Source organism: Chryseobacterium sp. Leaf405, from assembly GCF_001425355.1.
Taxonomy (GTDB): Bacteria; Bacteroidota; Bacteroidia; order Flavobacteriales; family Weeksellaceae; genus Chryseobacterium.
In genome coordinates, this window is record NZ_LMQN01000018.1 from 117413 (window position 1) to 130826 (window position 13414).

Genomic DNA, 13414 nt, shown 5'->3' on the forward strand with positions numbered 1-13414 from the left:
AAAAGTTCATATTTTTTATAATGAAGCCAAAATTAAGAATTGTTATCTGTTTTTTCTTCAATGATAGAAACTTTTTCTACAGTTTTCTTTTGTATCTGGTCCAAAAGCTGAAGTCCCAACAATCCGCTGATTCCGCTGTTTGCAGAATCTCCGCTCCCTCCGATCAAAACTTCAGGCATAATTCTCACATTCTGACTGGCAATATTTTCCATGATTTTTAACTGAGTAAAATTATTTCCTCCCATTGCCTCTACAGATAATTTGTATGATTCGGCATTCGATTTACCAATTGCCAGAATTTTTTCTGCTTCAGCATTACCTGTCAATGAAATTTGTTCTGCGTTTGCTTTTGCCAGCAATTCAATTTTTTCGGATTCGGCTTTAGCAAGAAGTCTTGTTTTTTCGGCTTCACCGGTTGCCAAAAGTTTCAGTCTGTCTCCTTCGGCATTTGCCTGTAATCTTACAGAATTAGCATCTCCGGTTGCTTTTTTCACAGAGGCATCGGCTATTCTTTCGGCAATCCAAACTCCCTGATCTGCTTTTACAATTTCTTTCTGCATATCGGCAACCGCCGTTTCTTTTTCCAAAGCCTGACGTGTTTCCTGAGCCAGCATTTCTGTTTCGTAAGTAATTTTCTGCTCTTCTGCCAGCTTTCTGTCCGTTAAAGTTTTCATTAAGCTTTCCGGAGGAACTATTGCCCCAATCAAAGTATCAACTGCATTTACATTATACTGCTCCAAAACGCTGCTGATATGATCTTTTGCAGATTGTTGTCTTTCTTTACGTGTTCCTAAAAAGGCAATGACATCACTGTCTTGCGCAGAGTTTCTGAAGTAATTCCTAATAGTTGGTTCCAAAACCTGACTTACAAGATTAATCATATTTCCGAAACGTGCAATCACTTTTGGTGCTTCGTAAGTCGGAATATGAATGATCTGAGAAACATCAAGATTAAAAGGGAAACCATCTTTACTTCTCACCGTAATTGTTGAAAGGTTTTTGTCTAGTTGGTGAGATTCGCTTCTTTCGTAAGCCCAATTTAAGACTAAATTGGTCGTCGGAACAAGCTCAACCTTCATAATATAAGGATTAATCGGATATTTTCCGGGACCAATCGGTTCTGCCCAAACTCCTTTATGACTTTTTTCGACGATATTACCATGCTTAAAATCAACTCCGCTTAAATCTTTGCCATCTTCGCCAACATAACTGATAATTACCCCTACATGACCAATCGGGATTTCCGTCATTTTCACCATTTCAACTTTTGTAAACCAAGGATTAAGGAAATACGATCCCGCCAAAATTACCTGCTCCTGAAGACCTTTGTAACCTCCACTGTTTAAAAAAGTATCAACATCCTGAAATTTATTATGATTTTGAATGATTTTGCCCGCAATCTGACCTTCTTCCAAAGGACTTCCTTCCATTGTTGTGATGATTCCTACTGCATTATCAGGAATTTGCGTCATATCCGTTAATTCAATTTCAAATAATAAAGTATTTATTCTGTAAGAACCTGGAGCAATAATTGCTGTTTGTCGACCTTTTCTTCCGCCATTTCTTAAAAAAGCTTCAGCATCCTGAAAAGAATCACAGTCTACTTTTCTACCGAGAATTCGTCCGGTTTCCAGTTCCATACCGTCTTTTGCGAGTAACAATCCTATTTTTCCTGTAGGAATTACGATGAAAGCTTGAAAATCAATAGAATATTGCCATATCCATTTTGCAAAATACACTCCCGGGGCTAATGTCTGAGCCTGAAATCCTGCCTCTCCGTTGGTTGCGATAATTCTTCCTTCCGGAAGTTCCTGCTTACCAACCAACACAAACTTTTTGGTGACTAGTCCTATTTTGTCCTGCGGAACAATAATTAACCCAAAGAAAATTCTTAAAATGAATTTATAAAAAATTGCGCACACAAGTGCAATTACAGCCGGAATCATCCAGCCATGAAAACCTAATTCCATAGTTCGTTTGTTTTTATGTTTGATTAAATTTGAAAACAGCGATTGTGCTCTATTTTTCAGAATATGCAAAAACAGAGTACGAATTATTTGATAATTCTTTCGAAAAAATTAAGCAACTGCAGGAGGAGAAGTATTAAAAATCGTGAATATGATTTCGGATACTTTTAATAGAAAAAACTTAAAATTAATTAGTTTCATTTCAATGATAAAGGAAAGAGATCCTTTCGTAGTACAAATGTACGCAAGAAAAATATTCAGTTGTTTCAAAAAATTAAAATATTTTTCAACAATTGATATAATCAACTGCAAATCAATATAATTATTTTTAAAACAGGTAATTTATTACTCGAAAACACTTCTTTTTTACATTCTGAAAATTGTATAAATTGAAAAAAAAAGATTATAAATTGGCTTTAAATTTGATAAGATTAAACACCAACAATAAACATGAAAAAAATGATTAAAAAAGTTTTATTCGCAGCGATTTGTATAGCTCAGTTTTCATTAATTCAAGCGAATACTATTAGTGAAACTCCAATTTCAAAAGTAAACTATCAAAAAGAAAGAGTTCCAAAATCGGTTATTATCAAGACTAAGAAATTTAAAGTACGAATTGATAAACAGCCTAATGGAAACTATCTTTATCAATCTTGGGGTGCCAACACAAAGATTACAGCCAAACCAAGTATGATTATCAGCAATGGAGAATATATTCCTGATGGATCGGGAGGTAATTATTATTTTGAATTCAACAATAACGGAACTATTTATCAGGTTTGGAGAAATTATCTAACCGCTTCCTCCAAAAAAGCTCCGTACACATTAGTCGTGATCGATACAAACGGAAATACGGTTGTGAGAGAAGACGCACAGGTTGTAAAAAATTAAATAAAAACTCTCGCTTCTGAAGTGAGAGTTTTGTTTTTATGTTCCTGCCTGTTTTAATTCTGTGTAAAAATTACTTTCGGCAAAACTTTCTTTGGCAGTTTCGTATCCAATATTGAAAATTTCTTCCAAACGATCTTTTCTCCGCTCAAAAGTTCCGAAACTCGAAAATTTTTGAGATGAAATAAACCAGTCGCAATACTCGAATTTAACTTTCTCAATCCTGTATGACAGAAGATCATAAGAACGTGAAACGATGGCTTTAATAGACTTCAGATCATGGATTTTAATATCATGAGGGGGCGAAACAAAAACCCCAATTAGTTTATCGCATTCCTCTCTGATAATATCTGCCGGAAAATTATTTAATACTCCGCCATCGCAGTACATTTCGTCGCTAATAATGTAAGGAGTGGTAATCCCAGGGATTGAACATGATGCAATTACAGCATCCACCACCTTAAAATTTTCATCGAATATTTTTTCGGTTCCGTTTACCAGTTCGGTGGCAACAATCTTTACTTCTTTATCCAAATCTCCCAATTTCATATCTCCGAAAATAGGATTAAGATAATTCCTGAAGATTAACGAAGAAACCAACCCCGCCTGATTAAAGGTAAAATGTTTCCAGTTGAAAAAATAAATAGAGTTGAAGAATTCAAGAATTTCTTCAGGAGTTTTACCGATAGCATGAAGGCAACCGACAATGGAGCCTGCGCTGCAACACGATAAGACATCTACCTCGATATTCTGTTCTTTCAGAAATTTTAAAACTCCTGCATGTGCAATACCTTTAGTTCCACCACCCGATAAAACCAATCCTATTTTCTCAAAATTCATTTATTAAAAATAAGAAAACAAGTATAAATATGGTACTAATTTTATTAAAAAATATTTAAAATTTAATTACTCAATGGCAGATCTACTGTAAAATGATTCTTTTTAAATGCGTAGCTTCCAATAGCATGGTTTGAGACCGCATCTCTTGAGATTTTCAAAACATATTTTGCCGGAAAAGGATTATCTCCGTATTGAAATTCCTCTTGGAAAAGTAAAAATAATGAGCTAAATACAGCGCATAGAATTGTATTTTTTTATAGTTATTTATTAAAAAAGCTCAGATAAAATCTGAGCTTTACATATAATATTTATTAATATTTGAAATTAAATATGAATAACTTCTCCGTAAGCAGCTGCAGCAGCTTCCATAATAGCTTCAGAAACCGTCGGGTGCGGGTGAATTGACTTAATGATTTCGTGACCTGTCGTTTCCAATTTTCTGGCAACTACGGCTTCAGCAACCATATCTGTAACCCCTTCTCCGATCATGTGGCAACCTAGCCATTCACCATATTTAGCATCGAAAATAACTTTAACGAAACCGTCTGTATTTCCGTTTGCAGTCGCTTTTCCGCTTGCAGAAAGAGGGAATTTCCCAACTTTGATCTCGTACCCTTTTTCTTTAGCCTGCTTTTCCGTAAGACCAACAGAAGCAACTTCAGGGTGACAGTATGTACATCCAGGAATATTGCCATAGTCGATTTTCTCAACGTGAAGACCTTTGATTTTCTCAACACAAGTAATCCCTTCAGCAGAAGCAACGTGTGCCAACGCCTGCGTCGGGATCAAATCTCCGATCGCATAATATCCCGGAACTGAAGTTTCGTACCATTCGTTTACCAATACTCTGCCTTTATCTGTCTGGATTCCCACTTCTTCAAGACCGATGTTCTCGATATTTGCAGCAATTCCAACAGCAGATAATAAAATATCAGCTTCAAGAACGATATTTCCTTTAGCAGTTTTTACAGTAGCTTTTACGCCTTCTCCGCTTGTGTCAACACTTTCTACAGAAGCATTTACCATAATTTCAATTCCTGATTTTTTAAGCGATTTTTCTAAGTGCTTAGAAACATCCTCATCTTCTACAGGAACGATGTTTGGCATAAATTCAACAACAGTTACTTTTGTGCCCATTGTGTTATAGAAATCAGCAAATTCTACCCCGATAGCTCCAGAACCTACAACAATCATAGATTTCGGCTGCTCAGGAAGAGATAATGCCTGTCTGTATCCAATTACTTTTTTACCGTCTTGAGGCAAGTTCGGTAATTCTCTAGAACGAGCTCCTGTAGCGATAATAATGTGAGTTCCTGTATACTCAGTTACTTTACCTTCTTTATCTGTAACAGAAACTTTTTTACCTTTCTGTACTTTTGCAGTTCCTAAAATAACATCGATTTTGTTCTTTTTCATCAAGAACTCAATCCCTTTGCTCATTTTGTTGGCAACACCACGGCTTCTCTGAATTACATTTGGAAATTCAAAGCTACCTTCTACTTTATTTAAACCATAATCTTCAGCGTGATTAATATAATGGAAAACCTGAGCCGACTTCAACAAAGCTTTCGTAGGAATACATCCCCAGTTAAGGCAGATTCCACCAAGACTTTCTTTTTCTATAATTGCAGTTTTAAAACCCAATTGTGCCGCTCTGATTGCTGTAACATATCCACCAGGACCACTTCCGATGACAATAATATCGTAATTCATTAGCTTAAAATTTTTATGCGAATTTAAGGAAAAATATTGGATTTTTGTGTTTCTGAAAACAGTTCTTAGAATGCTTTCCTGTTGTAATTTCAAATCGAATGACAACAAAAAAGAGAACACCGAAGCATTCTCTTTTATATATTTTATCTTGGTAACTTTTGGCTATCTGGCAGCTCTCAGCAGTTTCTTTTCATTCTGATATCGTAAATTCAAAGCTCTTAGCTGTTCTTGTTTCATCTTTCTTGTAGCAATCGGATGGTTCATAATCATTTTTTTTTCGTTTCTGTATCGTCTATCCAATTCGCTTGCCTTACTGTTTGCCAACTGTGCTTTTGAAGGATGCGGTGGTGCAGGCGGACGTTTTTGGCTATAAGCATTAAATGATAACCCTAATAATAAAACGGTTGTTATAAATAACTTTTTCATGACGTTTACTTTTTTGAATAATTTTAATCAATATTTTAAAATCACTTAAATTCATTCGGTTTCAAAGTAAACATTACATATATCGTACCACATTTTTTATTAAATTATTCAACCTCAATATTCTGCTTCAACGGGAGGTTTTTAGAGGAATTTCCGACCATAATTCTGTAAGTCCCTTTTTCAACAATCCAATTCATTTTTTCATCTAAAAACTGTAATTCTTTCACAGGAACTTCAATCACAATCTGTTTTGATTCTCCTGGTTTTAACTCTGCTTTTTTCAACCCTTTCAATTCAATAATTGGTCTTGAAACTGAAGCCAGCAAATCTTTTACATATAACTGAATAACTTCACTTCCTGCTTTTGAACCTATATTTTTCACAGTAACTTTAGCAATAATTAGATCATTTTCAGAATATTTTGGTTGATTCAATTGTAAATCAGAAATTTCAAAGGTCGTGTAACTCAACCCAAATCCGAATGGATACAACGGTTCGCCACTTAAATCATAATAATCATTGCCACGTCCTGTCGGATGATGATTGTAGACTAAAGGCAACTGACCTTCCTCGATCGGAAACGTAATCGGCAATTTTCCTGAAGGATTTTCTGCTCCGAAAAGGACTTTGGCAACGGCATTCCCACCTTCTTCTCCAGGATACCAGACATCCAGAATCGCTCCGACTTTGTCTTTCCAGTTGGTCGTTTTTATCGCAGAACCACCTATCAAAACAACTGTCGTCGGTTTATTTAATTTTGAAATTTCCTGAATAAATTTTTCCTGATTTCCGGGAAGACTCAACGAAGAACGGTCCTGAAATTCACCTTCATGAATTCCGGCTGTAACGACGATGTAATCTGCGTTTTGAGCTAGTTTTAAAGCATCATTAAAATCTTTTTGGTAATCATTTAAACCATAATTCCAGATGAGTTCGATATTTGCTTCGCCTCTGTTTTCGTGAAATTCTACAGCCAAATTATATTTTTGACCTTTAATAAAATCTATTTCAACAGTTTTGGTTGAATAACTTAGTTTTTCCCATTGATCAACGACTAATTTTCCATTTAAATATAATCTGAAACCATCATTTCCTCTTAAACCTAATTGATATTTTCCTGAATTTGGAGCTTCTAATTTTCCTGTCCAGTGAATGCTGTAATTATCGGGTTGCAATTTTTCGGGATTTGGAGAATATAATGTCCATTTAAAATTCAATTGTTCGTCTTGTTTTTCAAACGCAGGATTTCCTTTTAAATCTGAATTGGAAAAATATTTTCCTTTCAGCCCTTTTTGATTTTCAGAAGATAAAAACTCAGTTGGAACCGTTACAAAACTTTTCAAATTCCAGTCAATTCCTTTTGAATAATTTACTTCAATATTTTTATTTTTAACAAAATTTTTAATTCCATCCAAAATACTTACTTTCTTATTTCCCGGTCCGGAATAACCGCCTGATCTGGCATTAACGGCATCGGTTCCTACAACTAAAATCTTTTTGTAATTTTCCGAAATCGGCAACGTTTGATTATTATTTTGAAGCAAGACAAAAGATTCAGACGCAGCTTTTTCCGCTAAAGATTTATGATTAATTTTCTTTAATTCCTCCATATCTTTATTGGAAACGTAAGGATTTTCAAACAAACCCAGTTCAAATTTCGCTCTCAACACTCTCGCAACCGCATCATCGATTCTTTCCTTGGAAATTCTTCCATCCAAAAACGGAGGAATAAATAATTTATAATGTTGATATTCTGTCTGGAAAATCACATCAAGTCCGGAATTTATAGCTTGTGCAGAAGCATCGTCGTAATCTTTTGCTGTAAAATGGAGAACATTTGCCCCGCCAACTGCACTTGCATCACTGATCACAAAACCTTTGAAGTTCCATTCATTTTTTAATTTTTCGGTCAATAGCCAATGATTTGCCGTTGATGGTCTTCCATCCAACAAATTATAAGACGTCATCACTGATCGGCTTTTTCCCTGATTAAAAGCTTTCTGAAAAGGAATCAAATGCGTTTCTTCCAAATATCTTTTGCTCCAATGAATCGGATAAGAATCTCTTCCACCTTCGCCTACATTTGCTAAAAAATGTTTTGGCGTTGTAATAATTCCCCGATTTTCAAACGAACTGACAAAATTTACACCCATCACAGAAGTCAAAAACGGATCTTCGCCATACGTTTCCTCCGTTCTGCCCCATCGAACATCGCTTGCTAAATTCACTACTGGAGTCAAAATCTGACGGATTCCTCTCAATTTCGATTCTTTGGCAATTGCTGCCGAAACCTCCTTCATCAAATCAGGATTGAAAGTTGCTGACAAACCAATCGCCTGTGGAAATGCCGTCGCACCTTCACGCATTAATCCATGTAAAGCCTCATCAAAAGGGATAATTGGAATTCCCAATCGGGATTCTTCCACGAAGTATTTTTGAATCGCATTAATTTTTTTTGCTAATCTTTCTGCATCTTCATTTGCATTGTATTTTAATATTTGCCCTGCAACTCCACCTCCCTGATTTCCTGCGCTTACTTGTAAACCAAAAATTCCGTGGGAATACTGACCTTTCGGAACGTTGTCCAAATCTCCGGGAATCATGAAGCACTGCCAGAATTTTTCTTCGGGTGTCATACGTTTCAATAAATCCTGAACTCTTACCTCTATTGGTTGTTTTGAGTCTTTGTATAAGGGTTTTTGTGCAGCAATGAAAACAGAACTCAACAATGAAATTCCAATCAATTTTAATCTAAACTTCATTATTGTGTAATTTGAATTACCGTTGAATATTTTAATTGATTTCTTTCTTTTGGTAAATTAATTTCAATTGAATTACCTGATTTTTTCCATTTAATTTTATTAGTCAATCCTAAAACCTTCACCGATTTTGGCTTAAAATTTTCTGGAATTGCAAAGCTTAAAGACGATGGAGACTGATAATTTATTTTTTCATCCAAGTGAAAAATATTCACCATTTTACCGTCTTTGCTTTGGGTATAATAAAAATTTCCGTCGTGGAAAGGTGCAACGGTTCTTGTTGCAAAAACTGCAGACTGATTGTGCTCCATCCAACCGGAAATTTCATTTAATCTTTCATAAACAATCGCATCGTAATCGCCGTTGGGTCCGGGCGCAATATTCATCAGGTAATTTCCGCCTCTGGAAATGATTTTCACCAACGTTTCAATAATTTTTTGAGACGATTTATAATTATCATTCGGGACATATGAAAATGAATCGCCCATCGTAATACAGCTCTCCCAAGGGATCGAAAGTGCTTTTTCCGGAACGGCCTGTTCGGGCGTTACATAATTTTCCCATTTTCCGGGAACAGTACGGTCCACAACAATAATTCCGGGTTGATTTTTTCGAGCCATCGTCCCGATTTTATCCATATCAATATCCTGTTCGACTTTAATGGTTCTCTGCCATTCAACATTGGGGTCGATTGTGTGAAATGGACGAACCCAGCCTCCGTCTAACCAAAGAATATCAATTTTACCGTAGTTTGAAGTGATCTCGTTTAACTGATTAAAAGTAAAATTCTTAAAACTGTTCCATCTTTCAGGATATTTTTTAGGATCATAATTCACATTTCTGTCTTTTGGTGGAAAATATGACCACCAATAATCATCTGAATGCCAATCGGGTTTTGAAAAATAAGCTCCGATTTTAAATCCTTTTTTTCTAAAAGTATTGAAAATCTCTTTCGTTACATCCGCTTTGGGATTTTTGGAAAAAGGAGTTTTTGGAGAAGTGATTTTGTAGTCAGACTGTTGGGTATTGAACATTGCAAAACCATCGTGATGTTTTGTTGTAAAAACCACATATTTCATTCCTGCCTTCTTCGTCGCGTCTGCCCATTTTTGCGGATTAAATTGAGTCGGATTGAAAGTCGTCTGTAGATTTTCGTAGTTTTTTATGTATTCGTAGTACGCTTTTCCGTGTTCGGGTTGTCTCTGCGTCCACGATTCGTCTTCCGGACAAAGGCTCCAGCTTTCAACAATTCCCCACTGGCTGTATGTTCCCCAATGCATGAACAGTCCGAATTTTAAGTCCTGCCAATTTTCAAGATTCTGAACAACAAGCGGATCTGTAGGTTTCTGATAGCCATCGGAAACATTGTGAGCCTGAGAAAAAAATGTGGATGATATAAGTAATGATGAAAGAAAAAAGGTTTTAGTTTTTGATCTGATTAACATCGACGTTTAGTTTTTGCTAAATTAAACTTTAACAGGAAATTTTCTACACAAAACGTAAAGTTTTTAACCTGAAATTAATAAAACAGTTTTATGTTTTAATCTAAACACATTGTTTTAACTTTCACAGGTTTCTGTTTTAGTCTAAACAACCTGTTTTGACTCTCATGGATTTCTGTTTTAATCTAAACAGCCTGTTTTAACTCTCATAGGTTTCTGTTTTAGTCTAAGCAACCTGTTTTTACTCAGGTGATAAAAGATTACAGCAACCATAATTTATTTTTTAAAAGCTTTTTTCTATTGAATTAAACTTTTAAAAGCTTTTTCGATATCCGGATAGGTAAATTCAAAACCACTTTGTAGTATTTTTTCGGGATAAACATTTCTACTTTTTAATAATAATTCGGTTTCAGTTCGCAGAAAAATGGATGCTATTTCCAACTGCCAAACTGGAGCATTTAAACCAAGCGAAATGTTCATTTCTTTTCTTAATTTTCTCATGAAATCTTCGTTGAACAAAGGATTAGGGGCAGTAATATTAATTTCACCAACGATGTTTTCATTATTGATAAGAAAATCAACGGCTTTGCAAAAATCATCAATATGAATCCAGCTTAACTTCTGATTTCCTCTTCCCTGTTTTCCGCCTAAGCCTAATTTGGTAATCAATTTTAATTTCGGAAAAGCCCCGCCGTTTTTGCCTAAAACGATTGAAGTCCGTAAAGCAACTTTTCGTATATTTTCATTCTTAACCGTAAAAAATTCTTTTTCCCAGCTTTTACAAATATTCATTGAAAAATCGTCGCCGATGATTCCATTTTTTTCTGTATTTAAATGTGTTTCTGAATGAATATAAATGGTTGCAGAACTTGCATTCAACCAAACTTTAGGCTTATTGACAGATTGATCGACAGCTTGTTGAATCACATTGGTACTGTCGATTCTTGAATAATAAATTTCCTTTTTATTTTCCTCATTATATCGGCAATCAACAGATTTTCCTGTGAGATTAATAAGAACATCAGCATTTTCAAGTACGCCTTTCCATTCCCCCAAAGTCTTTGCATCCCAATAAATTTCGTTTTCACGTTTGGGATTCCGCGTTAAAATATACACTTGATTCCCTTTTTCCGTAAAATATTTTTCTAAGTTTTTTCCGAGAAAACCGGTTCCCGCTGCGATGATTATTTTCATTTTGGTTTTATTAATGGTTGACTGTTGCTAGTTTTAAATGCTTCGACAAGTTCAACGTGATATGCGAATATCAAATACTAATACTTTAATTATTTTCTGCAGTTGATTTTATTAACTGATTTCGTTCTAACAAAAATTTTTTCATATAACTTTTAAGAAATAAAATATTGAAAATTTTTCCGATGAGTCCCAAAGGAGATTGAAATTCGAAAACATCTGTCATGATTGTATTTTTACCTTCCTGCCTGAAAATATGTTGATGTTTCATCGATTTGAAAACTCCTCTTTGCATTATATCTTTGAAATAATAAGGTTTATTCATACAATTTTCGTCGTTAACGTTTGATATAATCCCAGATGCTTTGCTTTCCATGTCACCGTTTCTCCTTCTTCAATTAATCCCGAAACTCTTCCTGCGATTGCTTTTTCATTAGTTTTTGAAGTTGATTTCTGATGCAAATCGATGTCTCTTGCTAAATCAAAAACAGTTTGAATATCTGCATTAATTATTGTGTTTAAATGTAGGATTGCCATTTTTTAGTTTTTAAAGATTAGTCCAAACTAAAATAGCTACCACAATCATTCTGAAAATCATCCAGGAAAATGTCGGAATAAAATTTAACTGTAAGATTCTGCATCTCCGAATATGTTCCAGAAACATGATGAATACTACGATTGCGAAATAAATAATTGAGAAAACTGAACTTAGATTTAAAAATAAAGAAGGAACTAAAAGTAGTGTTCCGATCAAAGAAACAGTCATCATATTTCCAAGATAATTCCAGACTTTGTCTTTTAAATAGGTTTTTAAAAATATAGTCTGCCAAATAATCTGTCCGAGACAAATTGCAAATTCTCTCCAGAAATTCTGACTTAAACCTAATCCTAATTTTGTTGAAAAAACACTTAAAATATATGCCGAAAAAATAACAACAAAAGCAATATATGCTAATCTATATTTTAAATTAAAATCAGGAACACAAGCTTCTTCCGTACTATCTTTCTTTGAAGGAATAATCTGCTTTCTATTGTAAGAAACAAAAGAATACAACTTTTTGAAAAACCAATAAAAAGGTTTTATTCGGGCAATCTTTTCTAATGTTGGAAATGAATTTCCGATGATTAATAATAAACTATCTAAGCCGTAAATTACTGTATTTTTTTCATGATCAACCAAAGCTATTTCGTTTTTCGCACGGTTAAAATCAATTAGGTTTTTATTCTTAAAACTTAATTCTGTAAAGGCTTCTCTTCCGCTTTCATCCAACATTCCGGATTTGATGAAACCTTTTGAATAGATATTGCACATCGGGCATTCGTTGTCGTAGATAAGTATGTGATTTTTGAGGGTTTTCATGATAAATATTTTTTAAAGATTCAAGAAATCTCCTTTTGTTCTTTTGTTTTGTAATTTGAACGTGAAATACATCCAGATTTTAAATATCAGTGCTTTCATTTGTAGTAATTTTATCTTTATTCATTGAATGTTTGCGACCTTTCAAGAAAAGTAACAGATTTAGAAGCATCATAATTCCTAGATAAATTGAGAATCCGCCAATCTTTTTGCTAAGTGCGACAACTAATCTTTCTGCGGTTTCGATTTGAAAAAACTCAATAATACAAAGAGCAAAACCGATATTTAAAAGGTAAAAACCAATCTTAAATAATGAGTTTGTCGCCATGGCAATGTCTTCTTTCTGATGAAAAATATCAATCATAAAAGTTTTAGAATTTTTGAAAAGAAATTGAGAAACTAAAACCGTAAGCGTGATTACAATGGGTAAATAGATCATGTACGCTGAAAAGTTGTACGTCTGAGTAAGAATTGTTGCTGTCATGATAGTTTATTTTAATGTTAATTTTTTTCTTAAAATGTAAAGAGTGAAAATGTTTGAAAAATGTAAAAAACAGAGAATTAAAACTATATAGCCAATACGGGTAAAAACAGTTTCCAATACCTTTTCCATCGTTGTAATTTTCACCCAAAAACTCAGGCTTATAGCGATATAACCGAGATTTACCAGATAATAACTTGCTAACAGTATTCTGTTTACGGTTAAACAAAAATCTTTGTCTTTAATGAGATATTCCAAATATACTTTTCCGGAATTGAAGCATCTTCTCCCAACATCAATCGTGATGTATGAACTGATTGAAAGAAAAAGTATATATGAAATTATATTAA

The 13414-nt window shown here is 34.3% G+C and carries 12 protein-coding genes; 1 reads left to right on the top strand and 11 read right to left on the bottom strand.

The features are described from left to right. Positions 1-32: 32 nt before the first annotated feature. On the bottom strand, positions 33-1970 hold the full coding sequence (locus ASG22_RS18490; RefSeq protein WP_055987826.1) for an SPFH domain-containing protein: 1938 nt from the start codon (positions 1968-1970) through the stop codon (positions 33-35). 456 nt (positions 1971-2426) lie between these two features. On the opposite strand from ASG22_RS18490, the gene ASG22_RS18500 reads away from it, so the two are divergent. Then, entirely contained in the window at positions 2427-2858 is a 432-nt protein-coding gene (locus ASG22_RS18500) for a hypothetical protein (RefSeq protein ID WP_131726213.1), read from the top strand. A gap of 36 nt (positions 2859-2894) precedes the next feature. Here the strand turns inward: ASG22_RS18500 and ASG22_RS18505 are convergent, their stop codons facing one another. The 10 genes from ASG22_RS18505 to ASG22_RS18545 all read right to left on the bottom strand — a co-directional run bounded on the left by ASG22_RS18505 (position 2895) and on the right by ASG22_RS18545 (position 13067). After that, the gene (locus ASG22_RS18505; RefSeq protein ID WP_055987833.1) at positions 2895-3695 is read right to left on the bottom strand and encodes a patatin-like phospholipase family protein; all 801 of its coding nucleotides are present in this window, start codon (positions 3693-3695) and stop codon (positions 2895-2897) included. Between the two features lie 324 nt (positions 3696-4019). After that, entirely contained in the window at positions 4020-5408 is a 1389-nt protein-coding gene (lpdA, locus tag ASG22_RS18510) for a dihydrolipoyl dehydrogenase (RefSeq protein WP_055987835.1), read from the bottom strand. 162 nt (positions 5409-5570) lie between these two features. Next, positions 5571-5834, bottom strand: a complete 264-nt coding sequence (locus ASG22_RS18515; protein WP_055987836.1) for a hypothetical protein — start codon at positions 5832-5834, stop codon at positions 5571-5573. Between the two features lie 104 nt (positions 5835-5938). Beyond that, entirely contained in the window at positions 5939-8596 is a 2658-nt protein-coding gene (locus tag ASG22_RS18520; RefSeq protein WP_055987838.1) for a glycoside hydrolase family 3 N-terminal domain-containing protein, read from the bottom strand. Continuing rightward, on the bottom strand, positions 8596-10038 hold the full coding sequence (locus ASG22_RS18525) for an alpha-L-fucosidase (protein ID WP_055987840.1): 1443 nt from the start codon (positions 10036-10038) through the stop codon (positions 8596-8598). Before ASG22_RS18525 ends, ASG22_RS18520 begins: the two co-directional genes overlap by 1 nt. A 294-nt stretch (positions 10039-10332) precedes the next feature. Then, complete coding sequence (locus ASG22_RS18530; protein ID WP_055987842.1) at positions 10333-11229, bottom strand: TIGR01777 family oxidoreductase; 897 nt, start codon at positions 11227-11229, stop codon at positions 10333-10335. Between the two features lie 85 nt (positions 11230-11314). After that, the gene (locus ASG22_RS21585; protein WP_317038859.1) at positions 11315-11551 is read right to left on the bottom strand and encodes a hypothetical protein; all 237 of its coding nucleotides are present in this window, start codon (positions 11549-11551) and stop codon (positions 11315-11317) included. Continuing rightward, positions 11548-11763, bottom strand: a complete 216-nt coding sequence (locus tag ASG22_RS21590; protein ID WP_317038860.1) for a hypothetical protein — start codon at positions 11761-11763, stop codon at positions 11548-11550. The genes ASG22_RS21585 and ASG22_RS21590 overlap by 4 nt, the downstream gene beginning before the upstream one ends. A gap of 10 nt (positions 11764-11773) precedes the next feature. Beyond that, positions 11774-12586, bottom strand: coding sequence for a DCC1-like thiol-disulfide oxidoreductase family protein (locus ASG22_RS18540; RefSeq protein ID WP_055987843.1), 813 nt, complete (start codon positions 12584-12586; stop codon positions 11774-11776). 79 nt (positions 12587-12665) lie between these two features. Then, a complete protein-coding gene (locus tag ASG22_RS18545; RefSeq protein WP_055987846.1) occupies positions 12666-13067 on the bottom strand; it encodes a hypothetical protein in 402 nt (133 codons plus the stop codon). Positions 13068-13414: the final 347 nt, after the last annotated feature.

Coding starts and splice junctions, on each gene's coding strand:
- ASG22_RS21590 (WP_317038860.1), bottom strand. CDS start 11,763: ATGGCAATCCTACATTTAAACACAATAATTAATGCAGATATTCAAACT.
- ASG22_RS18500 (WP_131726213.1), top strand. CDS start 2,427: ATGATTAAAAAAGTTTTATTCGCAGCGATTTGTATAGCTCAGTTTTCA.
- ASG22_RS18545 (WP_055987846.1), bottom strand. CDS start 13,067: ATGACAGCAACAATTCTTACTCAGACGTACAACTTTTCAGCGTACATG.
- ASG22_RS18520 (WP_055987838.1), bottom strand. CDS start 8,596: ATGAAGTTTAGATTAAAATTGATTGGAATTTCATTGTTGAGTTCTGTT.
- lpdA (WP_055987835.1), bottom strand. CDS start 5,408: ATGAATTACGATATTATTGTCATCGGAAGTGGTCCTGGTGGATATGTT.
- ASG22_RS18530 (WP_055987842.1), bottom strand. CDS start 11,229: ATGAAAATAATCATCGCAGCGGGAACCGGTTTTCTCGGAAAAAACTTA.
- ASG22_RS21585 (WP_317038859.1), bottom strand. CDS start 11,551: ATGAATAAACCTTATTATTTCAAAGATATAATGCAAAGAGGAGTTTTC.
- ASG22_RS18540 (WP_055987843.1), bottom strand. CDS start 12,586: ATGAAAACCCTCAAAAATCACATACTTATCTACGACAACGAATGCCCG.
- ASG22_RS18505 (WP_055987833.1), bottom strand. CDS start 3,695: ATGAATTTTGAGAAAATAGGATTGGTTTTATCGGGTGGTGGAACTAAA.
- ASG22_RS18490 (WP_055987826.1), bottom strand. CDS start 1,970: ATGGAATTAGGTTTTCATGGCTGGATGATTCCGGCTGTAATTGCACTT.
- ASG22_RS18515 (WP_055987836.1), bottom strand. CDS start 5,834: ATGAAAAAGTTATTTATAACAACCGTTTTATTATTAGGGTTATCATTT.
- ASG22_RS18525 (WP_055987840.1), bottom strand. CDS start 10,038: ATGTTAATCAGATCAAAAACTAAAACCTTTTTTCTTTCATCATTACTT.